The following is a 22,285-nucleotide window of genomic DNA, read 5'->3' on the forward strand; positions in this document are numbered from 1 at the left end:
CAGCGCGGCCCGGAACTGCTGGACGTCGTAGGAGCGCATGAGTACTTCGTCGATGCTGACGACCGGGTTGCCGTCCTGGTCGACGGCCACGACGGAGATCGCCTCACTGCTGCGCTGGATGGCCATCACCCGCAGCCTCGTCACCGTGGACGTGGTGTGGAATTGCGTTCCGCCCCAACGGAACAGCAGCTTGCCCTCGGACGCGTCGCCCTGGTGGTCGGGCCAGATCAGGCAGGCGAGTCCGGCATGCATCACCATGTCGAACAGCGCCGGGTGCAGCTGGAACCGGTCGGCCGGGGTGTCCTCGGTCAGGGCGACCTCGGAGAAGACCGTGTCGCCGCTGCGCCAAGCGGCCTCGATGCCGAAGAACGCGGGTCCCCATTCCAGTCCGGCGGCACGCGCCACCTGGGCCGGAATCCATTCGGGGTCCACCGGTTCGGCATCGGCGGGCGGCCAGGAAGCAGCGCGCACCATGTCCACCAGCCCGATGTCGATCCACTGCCGGGCGCTGAGTACACCGCTGGCATTGCGGGTCCATTCGCCGTCGGCGGCATCGCCGGTCAGACGGTAGTGGAAGGTGAACGATCGGCGTCCCTCGGCGTCCGGTTCGCGCACCAGGACCTGGAGTTCGACCTCGCCCTCCGCCGGCGGCAGAATCGGCGCCTCGAGGGTGAGCTCCTCCACGGCGTCACAGCCGATCCGCCGACCGGCGACCAGCAGCATCTCCATGAGCGCGGCGCTCGGGACGAGCACCACGCCGTAGGTGGTGTGGTCGGCGATCCAGGGCTGGGCGCGCAGCGACAGCCGTCCCGTGAACAGCCACTCGTCACGGTCGGCCACCCGCACCACATCGGTGAGCAGCGGGTGTTCCGCGGCAGCGCCACGGTGCTCCTCCGGACCGGGTTCGAGCCAGTACCGCCGATGGTCGAAGGCGTAGGTGGGCAGGGCGATTCGTGCCATCGGGCGGGCGGTGAACAGCTGGTTCCAGTCGACTGCCATCCCGGCGTTGTGCGCCTGGGCGAGCATCGTCAGGAACTGTTCGACCTCGTCGTGGTCCCGGCGGGCCGCCGCGGCCACCACCGATCGGGCCTCGGCCTCCGCGGGCAGCGTCTGCCGGGTCATCGCCGCCAGCACCGCGTCGGGGCCGATCTCGAGGAACCGGCGTACGCCCGACGCCGTCAGCGTCTCGACACCGTCGGCGTAACGCACCGCGGCGCGTACCTGGGACACCCAGTACCCGGGCGCCAGGATCTCGTCGCCGGCGATCCGGCCGGAGACGTTCGACACCAACGGAATCCGCGGTGCATTGAACGTTACGCGCGCGGCGAGGGTCTCGAACTCGGCCAGCATCGGCTCCATCCGAGGGGAATGGAACGCGTGCGACACCCGCAAGCGGTTCGTCTTGCGTCCCTGCTCGGTGAACCGGCTGTCGATCTCGTCGACGGCGTCCTCATCACCCGAGATCACCACGGCCGCAGGCGCATTCACCGCGGCCACGGATACCCGGTCGCCGAATCCGGCGATCATGGCAGCGACTTCGGTCTCGGTCGCGGCGACCGCGAGCATCGCACCGCCCGCGGGCAGTGCCTCCATCAGTCGTCCGCGGGCCGCGACCAGCTCGCAGGCGTCGTCCAGGGACCACACACCGGCGACGTACGCTGCCGCCAGCTCGCCGATCGAGTGCCCGACCACCAGGTCCGGGGCGAGACCGAAGGACTCCAGCAGGCGGTACATCGCCACTTCGAACGCGAACAGCGCGGGCTGGGTCAGGCGGGTCCGATCCAAGGTGCCGGTTTCCGCGGCGACTCCGTGATCGTCGATCAGGTGTCCGGTGAACATCACTTGCTTCAGGGAACATCCGAGCAAGGGATCGAACCGGGCACATACCTCGTCCAAGGCCGCGGCGAACACCGGGAAGGCGGCGGAGAGACTCGCGCCCATGCCGACCCGCTGCGCGCCCTGACCGGTGAAGAGGAAGACGGTCTTTCCGGAGCCCACCGTGCCGGAAACCACTCCGGCAGGGGCGGATCCGGCGGCCAGCCTCGCGAGCCGCGCCACCAGTTCGTCGCGATCAGCGCCGAGGACCGCTGCTCGCCACTCGTGCCGGGCACGTGTCGTGACGAGCGAGTAGGCCACGTCCGCCGCGTCGGCATCGGGGTGTTCGATCAGCCACCGGTGCAGTTTCGCCGCCTGTGCGCGCAGGGCGTTCTCGCTCTTGGCCGACACCAGCCACGGCAGCACCGTGCGCGGTCGGTCGGCGGCCGGTGACGGGACGACCGGTGCGGTGGGTGCTTCCTCCAGGATCAGGTGGGCGTTGGTGCCGCTGACTCCGAACGAGGACACACCGGCCCGGCGGGCCATTCCCCCGGCGGGCCAGGGTTCCGGGCGGGTCAGCAGGCGCACCGCCCCGGCCGACCAATCCACGTGCGGGGACGGTGTTTCCGCGTGCAGGGTCGGGGGCAGGGTCTCGTGGCGCAGCGCCTGCACCATCTTGATCACGCCGCCGACACCGGCGGCCGCGACGGTGTGACCGATATTCGATTTGATCGATCCCAGGCGCAGCGGCTCGCGATCGCCGCGGTCCTGCCCGTAGGCGGCGATCAACGCGTTGGCTTCGATGGGATCACCCAGCGGGGTGCCGGTCCCGTGCGCTTCCACCGCATCCACGTCGGCGGGTGTGAGCCCGGCATTGGCGAGGGCCTGCGCGATCACTCGCTCCTGCGACGGGCCGTTAGGCGCGGTCAGGCCATTGCTGGCACCGTCCTGATTGACCGCGCTGCCGCGAATGACGGCCAGGATGTCGTGGCCCAGTCGCCGCGCGTCCGACAGCCGCTCCAGGACCAGGACGCCCACACCCTCGGCGAAGGCCACGCCGTCGGCCGCGGCGGAGAACGCCTTGCAGCGGCCGTCCGGCGAGAGACCGCGCTGGCGCGCGAAATCCACGGAGAGATACGGGGTTGCGGCCACGGTGACGCCGCCCGCCAAGGCCAGCGACGTCTCGCCCTGACGCAATGCCTGACACGCCAGGTGCAGCGCGACCAGTGAGGACGAGCAGGCGGTGTCGATGGTGACCGCCGGTCCCTCGAGACCGAAGACGTAGGCCACGCGGCCGGAGACGACGGAGTGGGTGGTGCCGGTCAGCCGGAATCCCTCCAGATCGCCGGTGACATTGTCGACATAGCCCGAGGCGCACGCGCCCGCGAACACGCCGGTATCGCTGCCGCGCAATGTGATCGGGTCGATGCCGGATTCCTCCAGTGCCTCCCAGGAGGCTTCCAGCAGCAGCCGCTGCTGGGGGTCCATCGCCAGGGCCTCGCGCGGGCTGATTCCGAAGAAGCCGGCGTCGAAATCTCCTGCGTCGTCGAGGAATCCGCCGCCCCGGCTGTAGACCGTTCCGGGCTTGTCCGGGTCCTGGTCGATCAGGCGCTCGAGATCCCAGCCGCGATCGTCCGGGAATTCCGTGGTGGCATCGGTCCCGGACCGGACCAGATCCCACAACTGCTCCGGGGTGCGGACGCCGCCGGGGAATCGGCAGCTCATGCCGACGATCGCGATGGGCTCGTCCATGCGGGCGCGGCGCGAGACGCGGGCCGGTTTGGAACCAGATTCGGTTCCCTCGATCTTGCTGTGCAGCAGGGCGGCGACCGCCGCGGCGGTGGGGTGGTCGAAGACCAGGGTGGACGGCAGTTGGACGCCGGTGGCCTTCGACAGCCGGTTGCGGAATTCGACGCCGCCGAGCGAGTCGAATCCCAGAGCGTCGAATCGTTCGGTGGGACTGATGTCTTCGGCGGAACCGTGTCCGAGCACGGCTGCCACGTGCTCGCGAACCAGGTCGAGCACCACCTCGGCACGGTCGGCCTCGGGTACCCGGCTCAGGCGCGCACCCAGCGAACTCGACGGGGCCGCAGCCTGAGTCGTGGTGCGGGGCAGGAAACCACGAAGTACCGACGGCACGGCACCGGTGCCCGCTTCGCGGCGCAGTTCGGCCGGGTCGAACCGGATCGCCGCCAGATGTGCGGCGGCGCGGCCGGTGGCCGCATCGAACAGCCGCAGGCCTTCGTCGTGCGCGAGCGGGTGCAGGCCGAGCCTTTCCCAGCGGGCGAGGGCGCTACGGTCCAGGCCACCGGTCATGCCACCGGCGGAGTTCCAGGGCCCCCAGGCCAGGGAAATCGCGGGCAGGCCTTCGGCGCGGCGACGATGCGCCAGGGCGTCGAGGAAGGCGTTGGCCGCCGCGTAGTTGCCCTGTCCCGCCGAACCGATCGTTGCGGCGACCGACGAGAACAGCACGAAGGCGGACAGGTTCCGGTCTCGGGTGAGATTGTGCAGGTGCCATGCGGCGGCGGCCTTCACGGTGAACACGCGCCGCAGTTGCTCGGCGGTCAGGCCCGCGAGGGTGCCGTCGTCGAGGACGCCCGCGGCGTGGATCACGGCGGTCAGCGGATGATCGGTGTCGAGGGAATCCAGCAGCGAGCCGATGGCCTCCCGGTCGCCCACATCGCAGGCCGCCACGCGGACGGCAGCACCGGCTTCCGACAGCTCGTGCACCAATTCGGCTGCGCCGTCGGCGGTTTCGCCGCGCCTGGACACCAGCATCAGATGGCGGACGCCGTGCGTGGTGACCAGATGCCGAGCCAGGAGTGCGCCGAGGCCACCGGTGCCGCCGGTGATCAGGACGGTGCCGGTGCCGAACGAGGATCCGGGCTCGGCGTCGTGGTCGGCTCGCGTCTTCGCCAGCCGGGGTACGAGCAAGGCTCCGGCGCGCACCGCGACCTGCGGTTCGCCGGTCGCGATCACTGCGGCGACCATCGCCTGGTCGACAGCGGGCGCGTCGGCCGACGGGTCGGTGTCGAGGAGAACGAATCGGCCCGGGTATTCGGTTTGGGCGCTGCGCATCAGGCCCCAGACTGCTGCCGCGGCGAGATCCGGTGTCTCGCCGGTCAGTGCGGCGCCGTTCGAGGTCACCACGACCAGTCGGGTGTCGGCCAGACGTGGTTCCGCGAGCCAGGACTGTACCGTCGCCAGCACCGATTCCAGGTAGCCACCGACGGCCGTGGGATCGCCGGCCGCGGCGTCTGCTTGCGGAAGCCAGGTCACGATATCCGGAATCGATTGTGCTGCAGCGAGTTCCGAGGTGGTCGGTGCGAGGGTGACGATACCTGCGACCGGCGCCGAACCGAGCACGGCCATCCGGTCCGCGGCGGGACCCGGTGTCGCTGGCGCCGTAGGCGTCCACTGGACGTCGTAGAGGTCGGCGTCATCCGAGGCGAGGGTGCCGCGCATCTGTTTCACGTCATAGGGCCGCATGACGACCGCGTCGACGGAGACCACGGGCCGCCCTGAATCATCCACGGTCGCAACGGAGATGGTCTCCTGGCCGCTCTCGACGGCGATGACCCGCAGCGTCGTCGCCTTGACCAGCGGCTGATGTAGTCGCGCGCCGCCCCAGCGGAACAGCAATCGGCCGGTGTCGGGGTCGCTGTCCTGATCGCGCCAGATGAGTCCGGCCAGCCCGGCATGCATCACCAGGTCGAGCAGGGCCGGATGCAGATCGAACCGCTCCGGTTCGGGCGCGGCGGCCGTGTTCAGGGTGATCTCGGAGAAGACGGCCCCGTCTCGCTGCCAGGCGGCGGCGACACCGAGGAACGCCGGGCCGTATTCGAGTCCGGATCCCTTCGCGATCCGCTCGGGAATCCATGCGGTGTCGAGGGTTTCGGCGTCGGCCGGCGGCCATGCCTCGTCGCGCAGCTGGTCCAGTAGGGCGTCATCGCCGTCCCAGGCGGGGGCCAGGACACCGCTGGCGTTGCGGACCCATTCGCCCGCGCGGCCGGCCTTGCGGAAGTAGAAGCTGAACTGGCGTCGGCCGGTCGGGTCCGGCTCCTGCACCGATACCTGGAGTTCGACCTCGTCGGTTTCCGACGGGAGGATCGGAGCCTCCAGGGTCAGTTCCTCGACGACGCCGCAATCGATTCGGCTGCCCGCGACGAGCAGGAATTCGATCAGGGTCGCGCTGGGCAGCACCACGGTGCCGTAGGTCATGTGGTCGGCGACCCACGGGTCGGTGGGCAGCGAGAACCGGCCGGTGAAGACGAACTCGTCCTTGCCGGCCACCGGGAACACACCGGTGAGCAAGGGGTGAGCTTGGGGGTTGCCGGTGGCTTCGCGACGCGGCGGCAGCCAGAATCGCTGGTGCTGGAAGGCGTAGGTGGGCAGGGGAATTCGCCGGGCCGATCGGCGACCGAGCAGTGGCGTCCAGTCCACCCGCACACCAGCGGTGTGAGCCTGCGCGAGCATCGTCGAGAACTGTTGGGGCTCATCGTGATCCCGGCGCGCGGCCGCGGCCACCATCGACGTGGACTCGGCGTCCTCGGGAAGGGTCTGCCGGGTCAGCGCCGCCAGCACCGCGTCGGGGCCCACCTCCAGGAATCGGCGCACCCCCGAGGCGATCAGTGTCTGGATACCCGGCGCGAATCGCACCGCGCCTCGCACCTGGCGAACCCAGTACTCGGGCTTCATGATCTCGTCCCCGGCCAGCTGACCGGACACGTTCGATACCACGGGAAGCCGGAGCGGATTATAGGTCAAATCCTGTGCGACAGACTCGAATTCGGCCAGCATCGGCTCCATTCGATGCGAGTGGAAGGCATGGCTGACCCGCAGCCGGGACGTCTTCGCGCCTCGCTCGGCGAAACGGGCCTCGATCTCGGCGACGGCGTCCTCGTCACCCGAGACCACCAGGGCCTGCGGCGCGTTCACCGCGGCGACCGAGACGCGGCCCGGATAGCCGGCGACGACCTCGTTCACCTCGGATTCGGGCGCTCCGATGGCCAGCATCGCGCCGCCCTCGGGCAGCGCGCCCATGAGACGGCCGCGCGCCGCCACCAATCGGCAGGCGTCCTCGAGCGACCACAGGCCCGCGACGTGGGCGGCCGCGATCTCGCCGATCGAATGACCGATCACAACGTCCGGGCTGACGCCGAACGACTCCAGCAGGCGGTACAGCGCCACCTCGAAGGCGAACAGGGCGGGCTGGGTGAACTCCGTGCAATCCAGGACAGCGCTATCGCCATCGGCGGAACCGTTGAACATGACGTCCCGGAGCGAGCACTCCAGCAACGGATCGAAGTGGGCGCACACCGAATCCAGCGCGTCGGCGAACATTGGGAAGGCCTCGTACAGCCCGGCTCCCATGCCGATCCGCTGCGCACCCTGCCCGGTGAACAGGAAGGCAGTCGTCCCCGCGCCGATTGCACCCGTGACGACACCGGCGCCGGTCCCCGATTCGGCGAGATTCGCCAGCCGCTCGAGCAACTCGGCGCGATCACGACCGAGGACCACGCCGCGCGAATCCAGCTGCGCCCGCGAATTCGCCAGCGCCTCGGCCGCATCCGCGATGTCGATTTCGGGGTGCTCGGGCAGCCAGGCAGCCAGTCGGGCAGCCTGCGCGCGCAGACCCGCCTCGCCCTTGCCAGACACCAGCACTGGGACGAGCGGCGCGGTAATGCCCGGCTGGTCCTCGGCGGCCACCACCGGTGCGGCAGGCGCTTCCTCCAGGATCACGTGCGCGTTGGTGCCGCTGATCCCGAACGACGACACACCCGCCCGGCGCACCCGATCGCCCGCGGTCCACGGTTCGGCGTCGGTCAGCAGGCGCACCGCGCCCGCGGCCCAATCCACGTGCGGCGACGGCGTTTCGGCGTGCAGTGTCCGTGGCAGGCGCTCGTGCCGCAGCGCCTGCACCATCTTGATCACGCCGGCCACACCGGCGGCGGCCACGGCATGGCCGATGTTGGATTTCAAGGAGCCGATCCGCAGCGGTTCGCGCTCGTCGCGACCCTGGCCGTAGGCCGCGATCAACGCCTGGGCCTCGATCGGATCGCCCAGGGCCGTGCCGGTTCCGTGCGCTTCCACGGCGTCCACGTCGACCGCAGTGATGCCCGCATTGGCGAGGGCCTGGGCGATCACTCGCTGCTGCGACGGACCGTTCGGCGCGGTCAGGCCATTGCTCGCGCCGTCCTGGTTGACGGCGCTACCGCGAACGACGGCCAGGACGTGGTGGCCGAGCCGCTGGGCGTCCGAGAGTCGCTCGAGGACGAGCACACCCGAGCCCTCCGACCACGCCACACCATCGGCGGCCGCCGAGAACGCCTTGCAGCGGCCGTCCGGTGACAGGCCGCGCTGGCGGGCGAAGTCCACGTACAGGTACGGGCTGGCCGCGACGGTCACACCACCAGCGAGCACCAGCGAGCTGTCGCCCTGGCGCAGCGCCTGGCAGGCCAGATGCAAGGCCACCAGCGAGGACGAGCACGCGGTATCCACCGTCACCGCCGGGCCCTCCAGGCCGAACGCGTACGCGACGCGGCCCGAGATGACGCTGTGCGAGGTGCCGGTCAGGCGGAAGCCCTCCAGGTCACCGGTCACCCGGCCGGCGTATCCGGACGAGCAGGCGCCGGCGAAGACACCGGTGTCGCTGCCCCGCAACGACACCGGGTCGATGCCCGCGTCTTCGAGTGCTTCCCAGGAGGTTTCGAGCAACAGCCGCTGCTGCGGGTCCATCGCCGAGGCTTCGCGCGGGCTGATGCCGAAGAATCCGGGATCGAAATCGCCTGCGCCGCTGAGGAATCCACCGTGACGGGTGTATACCTTGCCCGGCTTGTCGGGGTCCGGGTCGAACAGCCGGTCCAGGTCCCAGCCGCGATCTTCGGGGAATTCACCGATCGCGTCGCGGCCCGCTGCGAGCAGGTCCCACAGGTCCTCGGCGGAACGCACACCGCCGGGGAATCGGGCGGCCATGCCGACGATCGCGATCGGTTCGTCCGTATTCGCGCGCCGCGAGACCCGGCGCTCGCCCCGATCGGTCCCGGTGACCCTGGCCTGCAGCAGCGCCGCCACCGCATTCGCGGTCGGGTGGTCGAAGATGAGCGACGACGGCAGGGGCACACCGGTGGCGCGCGTCAGGCGGTTCTGCAGCTCCACGCCGCTGACGGAGTCGAAGCCGAACTCGGTGAAGGGCAGGTCGGGGTGAATGGATCGGGCCGACTCGTGGCCGAGGATGGCGGCGGCCTGCTCACGGACCAGGTCGAGAACGACTGTGCCACGCTGATATTCGGGGGTCACCTGCAATGTGCGTGCCAGCGGGCTGTCATCCCACGCCTGCTCACCGCCCTCGGGCGTGTGGTCCTCGGTGACCTCGACGATGTTGGCCGAGCTGCCGGAAATGGCCGGTGCGCCGACCCAGAAGTTGCGGCGCTGGAACGCGTACGGCGGCAGGTCGATCCGCGCCCCGCCGGAGACCAGCGCACGCGGATCCACCTGCACGCCGGCGCAGTGGGCCTCTGTCAACGACGCCAGGAAGCGGTCCGGGCCGCCCTCGCCACGCCGCAACGAGCCGACAACTGCGACGCTCTCGGCCGCGCCGGCGGCCTCGGCGGTCACGCCGATGCCCATCGTGAGCACCGGATGCGGACTGGACTCGATGAATCCGTTGATACCGTCGGCGATCAGCGCCGTGACGGCATCGGCGAATCGGACCGGTTCCCGCAGGGATCGATACCAGTATTCGGCGTCCAGTTCCGCGGTATCCAACCGGTCGGCGGAGACCGTGGAGAAGAACGTCACGGACCCGGATTGCGGGCGGATCGGGGCCAGTTCCGCGAGGAGGCGATCACGCAGCCGCTCGACCGCCTTCGAATGCGAGGCGTAGTCCACCGGAATCGGGCGGGCCCACACACCGTCGCGGGCACAGGCGGCGAGGAAGTCCTCCATCGCGGCGACATCGCCGGCGATCACGGTCTGCGCCGGACCGTTCACCGCCGCGAGCGAGAGCCGATCCCCGTACGCCGCCAACCGTTCCCGGACCGCATCCGCGCCGAGTCCGATCGAGGCCATACCGCCCTGACCGGCCAGTTCTTTGGCGACCGCGCGCGAGCGGAGCGCCACGACGCGCGCCGCATCGGGCAGCGAGAGTCCGCCGGCGACATAAGCGGCGGCGATCTCGCCCTGGGAGTGGCCGATCACCACGTCCGGCTCCACACCAGCCGCTCGCCACATCCGGGCCAGGGAGACCATCACCGCGAACAGCACCGGCTGCACCACGTCCACGCGATCCAGCGGGGGCGCGCCGGCCTCGCGACGCAGCACCGCGGTCAGCGACCAGTCCACGTACGGCGCAAGCGCCGCTTCACATTCCGCGATCGACTCCGCGAACGGCCCACCCGCGTCCAGCAGGCCCAGCGCCATACCCTCCCACTGGCTGCCCTGCCCCGGGAAGACGAACGCGATGCGGCGCTGCTCGGCCCGCCCGGTGGCGGGCTCGATCGCCACGGCGGGCGCGGTCGGGTCGACCAGGGATGCCAAACCGGCCAGCAGCTCGGAGCGATCCCGCCCGACAACGCTTCCGCGCCACTCCATCTGGGCCCGCGTGGCCAGCAGTGAGTACGCCACATCGGCCGCGGTCGAATCGGGATGGCGGAGCAGCCACTCCCGCAACCGGGTCGCCTGCGCACGCACACCGGCCTCGCTGCGGGACGACACCACCCACGAAACCGCACCGGCCTCACCGGCGGCTGCGGCGGAACCGACTGCGGGCGCCTCCTCCACGATCACGTGGGCATTCGATCCGCCCATGCCGAACGACGACACAGCTGCCCTGCGCACATCGGTCACGGGCCAGTCCTCGGTGCCCGTCACCACTCGTAAACCCAGGTCCGCGAGCGGAATTCGCGGATTCGGCGTCTCGAAGTTGAGGCTGGCCACCAGTTCCTGATGGCTCAGGCAGAGCACCGTCTTGATCAGGCCCGCGATACCGGACGCACCTTCCAGATGCCCGATATTCGTCTTGACCGATCCGACGGCCAGCGGGGCGTCCTGCGCCCGGCCCGCACCGTAGGTCTCGCCGAGGGCGGCGGCCTCCACCGGATCACCGGCGGGGGTGCCGGTGCCGTGCAATTCGACGTACTGCACCGACGGCGCTTCGACGCCCGCGGCGATCAGGGCATCGCGAATCGCCGCGGCCTGCGCATCCCGGCTCGGGGCGCTCAGCACTCGACGTTCGTTGCCGGTGTTGATCGCGCTACCGCGGATCACGCCATGAATCCGGTCGCCGTCGGCGATAGCCTGCGCCAGGGGCTTCAGCAGCACCATGCCGCCGCCCTCGCCGCGCACGAACCCGTCGGCCCGGGCATCGAAGGTGTAGCAGGCGCCGAGCGCCGACTGCGCACCGAACTGCTCGATCCGCTCACCGCTCGTCGGCGACAGAATCAGGTTCAGGCCACCGGCCAGGGCCACGTCGCTCTCGCCGCTACGCAGGCTCTCACAGGCCATATGCACCGCGACCAGCGACGATGCCTGGGCGCTGTCGACCACGATGCTCGGGCCGCTGAAACCGAAATAGTTCGAGATGCGGTTCGCGATGATCCCGCGCCCGACACCCCACAGCGAGTGGCGGCTGACCCCCGGGCCGCCCCGCGAAGCCAGAATTTCGGCGAAATCGCTTCCGGTGCAGCCGAGGAACACACCGCAGCGGCGGGCCTCGCGAGCCGTGGCAGCCAGGCCCGCGTCCTCGAGCGCCTCCCAGCTCAGCTCCAGCGCCAGCAACTGCTGCGGATCGAGTGCCCGCGCCTCATTCGGCGAAACCCCGAAGAAATCCGCATCGAACTCCCCTGCGGTGCCGACGAATCCGGCCCGCTCGGTAATACTCCCCCGGCTCTCGGGAGCCGCACCGATCGCGGCGCGCCCCTCCGTGAGCAACTGCCAGAAACTGTCGAGATCGGCCGCCCCCGGCATCCTGCAAGACATACCCACGATAGCGACGGCAAACGCCGATCCGGTCACCTCTGAAAATCCTTCCTCATGGCACGCACCCACTTCGCGCCCTCATCCACCGCCGGACAGTCGAAGACGACCGCGGCCAACAAGTTCCGTTCTTCTACCCTGGCCAACCCGCGGCCAAACACCATCGCGCCCAGCGCTCAGCGTCCGGATCCAGTCGACAGCATGCCGACGACACAGATGATTCCTCTTTCGACACAACGGATTTCGATGCGACAGCGACCTAGAGAAGAGCCCGCATGATATGGGGTGCTTCCGCAGGGACCCTGGCCGAGGAGATGTTTCAGACCAGGTCAACTGACCCAGCTGTGCCGCCAGGCTCAGTGCAACAATTGATCAGCAACAGATGCTGACGACTGCCACGCTACGTGGCCATGCCAACCCAATGAGGCATGTGTACCAGGGGTTTTCGAGCGGCGGGGGTCATCGTACTGAACAGTAGTTCGAACGATCTTGACTTGTCAATCGTCCAATTGCCCCCGAAACCACCGGCAGCACAGCCGAGGCAACCCACCCCACCCAGCCCCGAGAGCGGGAATGAAAACCGCACCCTTTTGCACTTTATTACCTTGCGGCACAAACGATTTCGAACACATGTCGAAATGATTGCCGCCCCATGACCGGCGCCGCAGGCGCACAGGTCCCGGCCGACATGTCGACCACCTATGCCGCACCCCTCCGGCACATGGAACCGACATGGTTCGCGAAGGCGTCCGATCACCTCGCCAGTGAGGGATCGCGCACCACGCCGAAGCCTCGGATCACCCTCGGCTCGGTATGCCCGCCCGACACCGGGGCCATCCACGACGAGGGACCACGCGGTGCGTCCAACCCGAGCACCAGATGAACCCCACCCTGCGACCACTTGCCCCCGTTCAAGTGCGTCCAACTACCCCGCCACACGCCAAGTACCAGCCGATTTGGATGTTCAGGGGGGTCCTGGGGTAATCTCATCGAGCACAAGCGAGAGCGAATGCAACGGGCTGTGGCGCAGCTTGGTAGCGCACTTGACTGGGGGTCAAGTGGTCGCAGGTTCAAATCCTGTCAGCCCGACCAAGAAATCCCCTCCGACCAGGGTCGGAGGGGATTTTTGTGTCACCGAACTCGTCCAAAATCGACCGTTTCTCACAGAAATCTCACGTTTTCGGCCGCTCTCCCCGCGCCCACCGCTCGAGAACCTCCCGGTTGTCGGGTGCCGTTTCGGGGATGTCGATGTAGTGGGCCTTGGCCACCGCTTTGGTGTTGCCGAGTTGTCGCGCGGCCCGCTCGGGATCGCCGTAGGCGTTGTCGACCGCCGTGCCGACCCCGCGCCGGAACGTCCGCGGAGTGACCCAGGAGTAGTTCTCCCCGCGGGCGGCGCGCCAGCTGCGCCCGAAGTTGGTGGGGTTGCGCAGCGACCCGTTGCGCGCGGGAAACAGGACCCCGTGGGGGTTCGGTTGCCCGGTGACCTCGAGATCCTTCAGCGCCTCGCGGCAGGCCTGCGCGGAGTGCTCCGGCAGCAGTATCCGCCGCCACCCGTTCGTCGACTTCGGGAACGGCTGACGCACCCACCCGCCGGTCCCGGATCCCTTCACTTCCACCAGCGTGCCCGTGACATCGAGGTAGGGGATCGTGGCATCGAGGTCGATCTCCTCCAGCAGGACCGCGAACACCTCGTGCGGGCGCAGCCCGGTGCCGCAGATCAGGTCGGTCACCCACACCACCGACCAATCGCGCGGTGGGCCGGACGTGTAGGCCGGCGTACCGGGAACAGCCTCCCCGGACGCCCAGGCACGCACCTGAGCCCTGAAACCCGGCAAGGCATCCTGATCTCCGGCCTTGCCACGGGCGCGGGTGCTGCGCCGGGTGAACGAGCTGACACCGTCGACGGGGTTGGTCTCGACAGCGCCGTGCCGGACGGCAATCTGCATCATCGCTCGCAGAATTATCTTGTGCTGCTTGGCCTTACGGCGCAGGCCCATCGCGACCAGACGCTTGAGATGACGATCCAGCTCACCGGCGGTGGCCTGCCACACCTGCAGGTTCCCGATCGAGTTCTCGATCTTGATGGTCTTCGGATCCGCGCGCTTGTCGGTCGACACGTAGATCTCGCGCCGGTAATCCTCTACGTTGCCGGCCGTGTAGGCATCGTCGGCCTCGAGTTCCGTGACGAGTTCGGCCGCGAGCTCCATCAGCTTCGTACTGCGTGTGATTCGTTGATATCCCAGCTGCTCACGGAAATCACGCATCGCCTCGGCGAGCCGGTTGGCGGCGTCGTCGGCACTGAGGCCGAGACGTTCGATCTGATGAGGCCCTGCCGCGCCGTAGAAGCGAACGGTCGTCCGCCATCGCCCGTTCTTCTGCTTCTTCGGCTTGGTCGGAACACCGAACGTGCCCACCGGCTTCGGGATCCGACCTCCCATCTGTTACCTCCATAAGTCAGGACCGTCGCTGGCATCCGCTCGATCAATCGCTTGGCTGGTTGGGCTTTCGGTGCTTGGAAAACCGCGAGAGTCGTGATGAGCAGTCATCGTCGAATCCCTAAGGACTGCTGACTCCCACGGGAAGAGAGCCTGGACGCTGTCTGGAGGCCGGACAAGAGCCGGAAGTTGGCTGGCTGATAGCCAGGAGTGGCGCGTCATCGAACTCCCGGCGAGTCGCCGTTCCGTCAGCTACTGGCCTCAGGCGAGGGAAGGAGACTCACCTCGATCGTCCTCCCCGCGCCTCTGTTCACCCAGGGGTTCATCGGGTTGTGATCGGATGCGCGATCCGCGATTGCAGTCGGCCCCAACCTCGCATTGCGGCAGGATCGGACTGATACACGCCGAGACAACGCCCGATCCATCATTCCCGCTGTGACACAGCAGCGTTCGGATTCAAGTCCGTCGGTGAACCTGGACTGCGCTGACTCAAGCTGCAGCACGCAGCCGACGACCAAGGCGACCCTGCCACATCCAGGTTGTGCACTGCCGCGACACAATGGCGGCCGTGAACGCACTTTCCCGTGACCGCCAGGCCGTGGTTCTCGACACTAATCTGTGGTCACACGGCAGGCTCGACATCGGTGCGCTCGCTGACCTCGCGACGCGACTGCGCGCCTACGACGTCGAGGTGTGGATCCCGCGCCAGGTCGTGCTCGAATGGGCTCGTCACGCCAGCGACGACGCCGAACTCGCTGCGCCAGCATGGAATCGGCTCAGACGCTGCGGACTGGTGCAGGGCAGATTCCCGGTGGTTCGCGATGTCACCACGATGGTCGATCAACTATTCGACGGATTGAGGGGACTCAACAATGTGCGGGTGCTGGCGATGCGGGGCGCGTCGGCGATCGCGGGCATCACCGATCAGATCCTGGGAATCGGAGCCGGGACTGTACGCACGGGCACGCGAACCGGGGCCGCGGATTCTTCGTGGATCCGTGATGCGCTGGCCACTGCGCAGCACGACACCGGGCGCATCGTGTTCGTCACCGCCAACATAAAAGGATGTCTACCGGGCCCTTGAGCGGCTCGACATCGAATCCAGACGGGTGCGGGTCAGCAGTCTCGATCGCCTCCTCGACATCGTCGCTACCTCCGTGGCCGCATCACAGCAGATGACCCTGCTGCTGACCGAACAACTGCTCACCCTGCAGGACGCCGCCACCGCGGCCAGCCCCTGACCGGTCAGGGGCGGACTTCTTGTACTGCGGCTTCGGCTCGTGCCTCGAGGATCGCGAGCAGGACCCTGCGGCACACGGCCATGCCAGACAGGTGTCCGGGGAGCGTCAGCACGGTGTGTGCCTCGGCTCGCCGGCATTCCTGGACGAGATCGACGAACGCCGGCGGCAGTGTCGCGTTCTGTGGTGCCGGCTCGTGGAATACGGTGCCCAGCGCATACCCGAGTGATCTGGCGGCGGCCCGCAGTATGGCGTCGCTGGACTTCGGGTCGCGGTCACGCAGCAGATCGTCGCGCACGTATCCGTAGGCAAGAGGTAATAAAGCAGTCATCGAAGCACCCGGCTTGTCACCGAGGTCGCAGCCGCCTCCGGCCGGTCGTTCCCAGCCGCAACGGTCTCGCGGGACACACGCCACAACGGTGGCTGCCGTGGATCGGCGTCGACTGCGAAGACCGGAAACCTGTTCTGGCGGGGACTCGGCTGGAAGTGCACACGCACCGGCCCGGTCCAGATCAGCGGGACTTCACCTTCGATGCAGGTGTAGACCCACGGGCCCTCGTCGAGTTCGACGATGGCGATCGTCAACGGCCTCACCTCACCGTGCGGAAAACTCATGCGACGCACCGCCCGCCACGACACGATCGAACCAGCACCCGACGAGGGCACCCACTCGAGATCCTCGGACGCGCAGACCGAACACACGCTGGTCAGCGGCGCGAAGACCTTGTCGCAGGCCGCGCAACGCCGGATCGTCAACGTGCCTTCGACACACCGGGCGCTGTCGTCGCTGACACCGTCTGGGGGCCGGGCATTCGCTGGGAACATGAAAGCCTCCGCGCAATGGTGCTGGTGGATGTCGTGTCAGCATCGTCTGTCCGCGGTACTCCCACGACGGTCGAATGGCCGGGGGCATACCTGTTTTCCCGAGCGGGCCTTCGTCGGCGTATGCGTAACAACAGGTCAGTCGGCGAATCGTCGTACGGAGATATTGCGGATCCTGAGCTGACTCGTCGCTTCAGGCCGGTTCGGTTTCGGTCCTGGCGACCGCTTCCTCGGCGTCTGTTGGCGCCGCGGAGGTGTCGTGTATTCCTTGAACTTATCGCCGGTCGCGATTCCGTTGCGTATCAACGACTGTGCTGTGCGGCTGACGGTCTCCAGCGAGCCCCGGCGCGGTGTCCACCATTCTGCGGCCCAGTTCACCGAGCCCCTTGATCAGCATTTGCGTGATGTGCCGATCCGGATCGCTGTCGTTCTGTCCCTCGGCGGCGTCTTTTGATCACGTCCCGCGAGATCGTGTCGTAGGTCGCTTCTTCGTCGAGTTGGCGGGCGCGCAAGTATTCGGGGACTTGGCCGCTGTTGCGGATGGCGGCAGTCGCGTGTTTGGAGTTCGAGTTCGTGGCGCAGGTGGCGTCGTGCGTACACCTGTCGGTGCGACAGTTGGGATGCGACGGGAATCCCCTGTGACCCAAGTGAATTTGGCACGAACTCGCTGACGCCGCGAAGTGACTCCTGCGCCTCAAGCTGCAGCAATACCGGTGGCAGGCCGTGCAGGGGCCGATCCAGTGGCACCCGGCATCTCTGATCGGGATGCGGAAACCTCAGCTTCCGTAAACGGTAGTTTCCTGATTTCTGTGCCAGGCTGTGAGGGTGACGCGAGCCGTCGAGGGGACCTATCGCGGCACCACGACCGACGAGCGCCGCGAGCAGCGTCGGCGGCTGCTGCTGAATGCGGCCCTCGACATCGTCGGCACGCGGGGGCGGGCCGCACTCACGGTGCGCGGGGTGTGCGAGCAGGCGAAGATGGGACCGCGCTGCTTCTACGAGTCCTTCACAGACCTGGCCGAGGCACTGGCTGGACGAGGTGCCGGGCGCGGCGCTGCTCATCGAGCAGACCCGCGTGCTGCTCGATATTCGGGAGGGCGACGACACGGCGCTGACCGCTGGCCCGGTTGACCACCGGCGGTGAGGTGGAGCTGATTCTGACTGGACGGCGGGCTGAAGGTGAAGCGACCGGTACTGATCCGGAATCGCGGATTATGTTGTGGCACTGGCGGATCGGCTGCCCGGATCGACCGAGCAGCTGAACTGGGGGCAGTTCCCGCGCGGGCCGGGATGACCAGCAGGCGCTGATCAGCGGTCACGGCGTCCGACCACCGTGATCGCTTCAACTACTATTCTGTATCACTACATCGGTGCAACTGGAAAGGCTGCTTTCATGGCACGCAAAGTCGTCGTCGAGCTGGTGGACGATTATGACGGTAAGTCCGCCGCCGAGGAGACAGTGCTCTTTGCTGTCGATGGTGTTGCCTACGAGATCGACCTGTCCAAGCTGAACGCGGCCAACATGCGTGGGATGTTCGAGGAGTGGACCCCGCATGCCCGCAAGACGGGGCGAGCACCGAAAGCGACGACGACGAGCAAACCTCGACCCACCGCTGATCGCGAGCAGACCCAGGCCATTCGCAACTGGGCACGGAAGAACGGCTTCGAGGTCTCCAACCGCGGCCGGGTGTCGGCTGAGATCCTGGATGCATACAACAAGGCCGGCAAGTAACGATCGGGACCTGCCTGCTTGTAAGTGTTCAGCCGGCAGGTACCAGAATCGGCACCCGCCCAGAGAAGCAGACCGCAATGTCCTGCCTCCGCGGAGAAAGCCGACGCTCAGATCTTTGAGGTTCCGGCTTAAATGAATGTCACCGGTTGGCGGGCTGGATGATCACCGGCCGGAGTTGTCGAGCCGGGGCTGGCTCGTGAGGTTCCTGCCGCCCGTTTGGGCTGGCTCACCGGGGGGGTTTGCGCCCCGGCCCGACACTGGCCGCGGGCCTGACTCAACAGAGGTGTGGGATACACAGGCCGAAAGCCGGAATGTCGCCCGCGGCTTCCTGGATCCGACGAGGAACAAGGAGACGTGGTTGTCGGTGGATCCGGTTACCGTTGTGCGAGTGGGATTTTCGCGAGTGTCGGGGTCGGGACATGAACGAGTTCACATGTAACGGTCACTGTTTAACGTCGGAGACCACCGCTGTGTTGGGTCGCTATGACGAGTTCATCGATATCACCGAGCAGGAGCACTTCCTCCCGTGGCGCAATACCCCCGGACTGCGCTGCCTGGTATGCCGTCACCCGGTCGAGGTCTATCACTCCAGCCGCAAGAACCTCTACGTGCGCCACGGCAAGGGCCACGGCTTCAAAGGCACCGCCCAGGATCGCAAATCCGCCGGGGAACCTTCCTGCACCACCGGCTCAAGTACTGGGTGTGCCATGAGCTTCGCCGACTGGGCGTGGAAGCCAATGTCGAGGTGTGGCAGGACGGCCGCCGCCCAGCCGGAACGGCACGCACCGGATGATGAAATGAGGTAGTCAGTAGGGTTAGCCTTGAGCTAACTCCCTGAGAGGTTGGCAGTGCTGCATCGTCGACAACTACACGGATCAAAGCAATCGGCCTAGTCGATGGGCAACGAAGATCCGCTGGACACTCAACTCGACCCGGATAAGTCGGTCGCGTCAGGATTGAGTGCGGCCGAATTCGAGGATGTTCAGGAGATCGGCCGCGGCGGGTTCGGTGTTGTGTACCGGTGCACCCAACCCGGTCTGGATCGAATGGTGGCCGTCAAGGTTCTTACAGACGCATTGAATGAGGAGAACCAACAGCGATTCCTTCGTGAACAGCGTGCTATGGGCAGATTGAGCGGCCACCCCAACATCGTCAACGTCCTTCACGTTGGCACCACCGAGAGCGGGCGTCCCTACATCGTGATGCAGTACCACCCCCGGGACTCGGTGGAGGTTCAGATCCGCCGCCACGGTCCGCTCGCGCTGAGCGAGGTACTCCGGCTCGGGGTGAAGGTGGCAGGCGCTCTCGAAACCGCGCATCACCTCGGCATCTTGCACCGGGATGTCAAGCCAGCGAACATCTTGCTCACCGACTACGGCGAGCCGGTGCTGACGGATTTCGGTATCGCGCACATCGCCGGGGGGTTCAAGACCTCTACGGGGACGGTGACAGGTTCTCCGGCATTCACCGCACCCGAGGTGCTGGCGGGAGGTGCTGCGAGCGTTGCGGCGGACATCTACGGGCTCGGTGCAACTCTGTTCGCTGCCATCACTGGTCACGCCGCCTTCGAACGCCGCAGTGGAGAGCAGCTTATTGCCCAATTTCTGCGGATCACCACGGAACCTGTTCCCGACTTGCACCTGCAAGGCATCCCTGCGGATGTCAGCGAAGCGGTCGAATGGGCCATGTCCCGAGACCCGCAGGCTCGCCCATCAGCTGCAGCGTTCGGCGAAGCGCTCCGTGAAATCCAGCTTCGGCACGGTCTCCCGGTCGACGCGATGGCTATGCACCCCGGGGTTGAAGTAGCCACAGGGAGGGAGCGAGCATCCGGATCCGGAGGGAGTCCGCGGAACGGGCGGCACGTGTCCGCGTTTTCGTACGGACGGAGCACCAAGGGAAATCTCCCTCTTGAACTGACGAGTTTCATCGGTCGCCGAAGTGAGCTGACCGAGGTGAGGAGCTTGCTATCGGTCTCCCGGTTGGTGACGTTGACCGGAATCGGTGGGGTCGGTAAGACCCGGCTCGCGATGCGGGTCGCGGGGAAGGTCCAGCACGAATTCTCGGGGGGCGTGTGGCTTGTTGAATTGGGTGAGTTTCACGACGATCACTTGCTAGTGGATGTCATCGCGGGTGCGCTGGGTTTGCGTGACCAATCGGCAACACCCGTGAGGGAAATACTGGTGGATTTTCTGGCCACACGCGAACTGTTGCTGGTACTCGACAACTGTGAGCATATGGTGGACGCGGTGGCGGAGTTGGCAGAGGCGCTGCTGCAGACGTGTCCGGGGCTTCGTATCCTCGCAACCAGCAGGGAGCCGCTAGAGATCGGCGGGGAAGCCGCTGTGCGAGTGCCGCCGCTCACGGTCCCCGACCCCGACCATGCGCCGTCGCTGCAGCGGCTGCCACGCTACGACGCCGTCACGTTGTTTGCCGAAAGAGCTATCAGAGCAGAACCGACGTTCGCACTGACCGATGACAACAGGGTCGCCGTGGCTCGGATCTGCCACAGGCTGGATGGATTGCCGTTGCCCATCGAGCTGGCGGCCGCCCGGTTACGTGCGATGACGCCTGAGCAGATCCTGGACCGACTGAACGACCGCTATGCACTACTGACTCGCGGCGGCAGGGGCGCGCCCAGCCGACAGCAGACACTGCGGGGGTGTATCGACTGGAGCTACGCGCTGTGCAGTGCACAGGAGCGACAGATGTGGGGCCGGCTCTCCGTGTTTGCCGGAACCTTCGAACTTGACGCTGCCGGGGACATCTGTGGCAGCGATCTGACGCCAGAGGAGTTGCTCGATGTGGTGACGTCTCTGGTCGACAAGTCGATCTTGACACGAGAAGAGTCGCACGGCGTAGTTCGCTTCGGGATGCTCGAAACCCTCCTTGCTTACGGGCGCGAGAAGGCGCAGGAGAGCGGCGAGTTCGAAGAGCTGCGTCGGCGGCACCGGGATTGGTACCACCGGCTTGCGCTCGATGCCGAAGCCGACTGGATCAGTTCACGGCAGGCTGTCTGGATCGCCCTGTTCAAGCAGGAAAAGCCCAATCTGCGAGAAGCAATGGAATTCTGCCTCTCTGACGACGACAACGCTGTCGATGTCGGCCTGCAGATCGCCGCGGCACTGTACTGGCCCTGGGCGTGCGCAGGCTTTTTCGGCGAGACTCAGCGCTGGCTCGACCGCTTGCTGGCCAGAGGGACCGACCGGGCGAGCGTGTCGCTGGTGAAAGCGCTCGTCGTGGACAGCCTGTTGGCCGGATACCAGGGTGACCTTCAGGACGAGGCCGACCTGGTAGAGCGAGCACGTCCCCTCGCCGAGCAGATTCAAGACCCGATGGCGGGGGCCCTCGTTGCCCACGCCGACGGTGTGCACGGTCTGTTCAGCGGTGATCTTGTACACGCGTGTCCGCGCCTCGAAGAGGCGCTGGTGGTCTTCCGTGACGTAGGTCATGTGGCTCTGCAAGTCGAGGCACTGTGGATGCTGGGTATGGCGTATGGGTTGCTCGGTGAGGACCCCGACCGGTCGATCGACTGGAATAAAGAAGCGCTCGCAATTACTGAATCGCGTGGAGAACCGGGATATCGCGGATATGTGTTGTGGTCCATGGGGGTTGCGCAGTGGAGAAACGGGAATCGAAGCCGAGCAACCGATCTCCTCCATCAAGCGTTGCGGCTGCTACGACTAGTTGATGACCCGGGCGGCGTCGCACACTGTCTCGAAGCGCTGGCGTGGATTGCGGGGAGCGAGGGAGAACCAAGACGGGCCGGTGTACTACTGGGATCCGCCGAAACCATCGGTCGTGCGGTGGGAGTCCCACCGGTATACGTTCCGAAACTCCTTGTGTACCACGAAGAATGCGTACGAGCCACGCGTCAGGCACTTGGTGGACCTCGCTTCGAGTCCGCTCGAAAAGAAGGCGCCGCAGGATTCGAGGCCGTCGTCGCCTACGAGCTCGGTGAGCGCGCCCCGCAAAAGCCGTCCGATGCTTCGGTGAATCTGACCAAGCGAGAGCTCGAAGTTGGCGAATTGGTCGCCGAGGGCCTGACGAACAAGGAAATTGCTGCCCGGCTGGTGATCTCACTACGTACCGCACAAGGCCACGTCGAGCACCTCCTCACCAAACTTGGGTTCAATTCACGTGCGCAGATCGCAGCGTGGATCGTGGAGCAGAGGCAGTCACCGTAATCGTGTGCCTGCTGTCGACCGAGGCTTCGGTGGTGAACATATCGCAGCGTTCCACATGAACTGCCGTCCCTTCACCGGTAGCCG

Annotated in this window: 12 protein-coding genes and 1 tRNA gene (1 of these 13 cut by a window edge); 9 read left to right on the forward strand and 4 right to left on the reverse strand. The window is 67.0% G+C overall.

Going from position 1 to position 22,285, the window contains the following annotated elements; translation table 11 throughout:
- Positions 1–11,799: the 5' portion of a type I polyketide synthase gene (locus ACFXIV_RS36625; RefSeq protein WP_379401082.1), read on the reverse strand. It extends 1,908 nt beyond the left edge of the window; only the first 11,799 of its 13,707 coding nucleotides appear in the window; its start codon is at positions 11,797–11,799; its stop codon lies beyond the left edge, outside the window.
- A gap of 643 nt (positions 11,800–12,442) precedes the next feature.
- Between ACFXIV_RS36625 and ACFXIV_RS36630 the strand changes: the two genes are divergently transcribed.
- Positions 12,443–12,673, forward strand: coding sequence for a hypothetical protein (locus ACFXIV_RS36630; RefSeq protein ID WP_379401013.1), 231 nt, complete (start codon positions 12,443–12,445; stop codon positions 12,671–12,673).
- 132 nt (positions 12,674–12,805) lie between these two features.
- Positions 12,806–12,882, forward strand: a tRNA-Pro gene (locus tag ACFXIV_RS36635).
- Between the two features lie 80 nt (positions 12,883–12,962).
- Here the strand turns inward: ACFXIV_RS36635 and xerC are convergent.
- Entirely contained in the window at positions 12,963–14,228 is a 1,266-nt protein-coding gene (gene xerC, locus ACFXIV_RS36640) for a tyrosine recombinase XerC (protein WP_379401014.1), read from the reverse strand.
- A 565-nt stretch (positions 14,229–14,793) separates the two neighbouring features.
- On the opposite strand from xerC, the gene ACFXIV_RS36645 reads away from it, so the two are divergent.
- Positions 14,794–15,309, forward strand: coding sequence for a hypothetical protein (locus ACFXIV_RS36645; RefSeq protein ID WP_379401015.1), 516 nt, complete (start codon positions 14,794–14,796; stop codon positions 15,307–15,309).
- 25 nt (positions 15,310–15,334) lie between these two features.
- Positions 15,335–15,466 (forward strand): hypothetical protein, encoded by a 132-nt coding sequence (locus ACFXIV_RS36650; protein WP_379401016.1) that lies wholly within the window; start codon positions 15,335–15,337, stop codon positions 15,464–15,466.
- A 4-nt stretch (positions 15,467–15,470) separates the two neighbouring features.
- On the opposite strand, the gene ACFXIV_RS36655 is transcribed toward ACFXIV_RS36650, so the two are convergent.
- Both ACFXIV_RS36655 and ACFXIV_RS36660 read right to left on the reverse strand, forming a co-directional pair.
- On the reverse strand, positions 15,471–15,761 hold the full coding sequence (locus ACFXIV_RS36655) for a hypothetical protein (RefSeq protein WP_379421389.1): 291 nt from the start codon (positions 15,759–15,761) through the stop codon (positions 15,471–15,473).
- Positions 15,762–15,790: 29 nt separating this feature from the next.
- Complete coding sequence (locus ACFXIV_RS36660; RefSeq protein ID WP_379401018.1) at positions 15,791–16,288, reverse strand: Zn-ribbon domain-containing OB-fold protein; 498 nt, start codon at positions 16,286–16,288, stop codon at positions 15,791–15,793.
- 256 nt (positions 16,289–16,544) lie between these two features.
- Here ACFXIV_RS36660 and ACFXIV_RS36665 point away from each other — a divergent pair, with 256 nt between their 5' ends.
- From ACFXIV_RS36665 to ACFXIV_RS36685, 5 genes are all read left to right on the forward strand, one after another.
- Positions 16,545–16,739 carry a hypothetical protein gene (locus ACFXIV_RS36665; protein WP_379401019.1) on the forward strand — a complete coding sequence of 65 codons (195 nt, stop codon included), beginning with the start codon at positions 16,545–16,547 and terminating at the stop codon, positions 16,737–16,739.
- Positions 16,740–17,110: 371 nt separating this feature from the next.
- Positions 17,111–17,416: a hypothetical protein gene (locus ACFXIV_RS36670; RefSeq protein ID WP_379401020.1), complete on the forward strand. Its 306-nt coding sequence runs from the start codon at positions 17,111–17,113 to the stop codon at positions 17,414–17,416.
- Positions 17,417–17,678: 262 nt separating this feature from the next.
- Positions 17,679–18,017, forward strand: a complete 339-nt coding sequence (locus ACFXIV_RS36675) for an Lsr2 family protein (protein ID WP_379401021.1) — start codon at positions 17,679–17,681, stop codon at positions 18,015–18,017.
- Positions 18,018–18,436: 419 nt separating this feature from the next.
- On the forward strand, positions 18,437–18,823 hold the full coding sequence (locus ACFXIV_RS36680; RefSeq protein ID WP_379401022.1) for a hypothetical protein: 387 nt from the start codon (positions 18,437–18,439) through the stop codon (positions 18,821–18,823).
- 90 nt (positions 18,824–18,913) lie between these two features.
- Complete coding sequence (locus ACFXIV_RS36685) at positions 18,914–22,201, forward strand: protein kinase (RefSeq protein ID WP_379401023.1); 3,288 nt, start codon at positions 18,914–18,916, stop codon at positions 22,199–22,201.
- Positions 22,202–22,285 lie beyond the last annotated feature (84 nt).

The organism is Nocardia sp. NPDC059236, assembly GCF_042754085.1.
Classification (GTDB): domain Bacteria; phylum Actinomycetota; class Actinomycetes; order Mycobacteriales; family Mycobacteriaceae; genus Nocardia.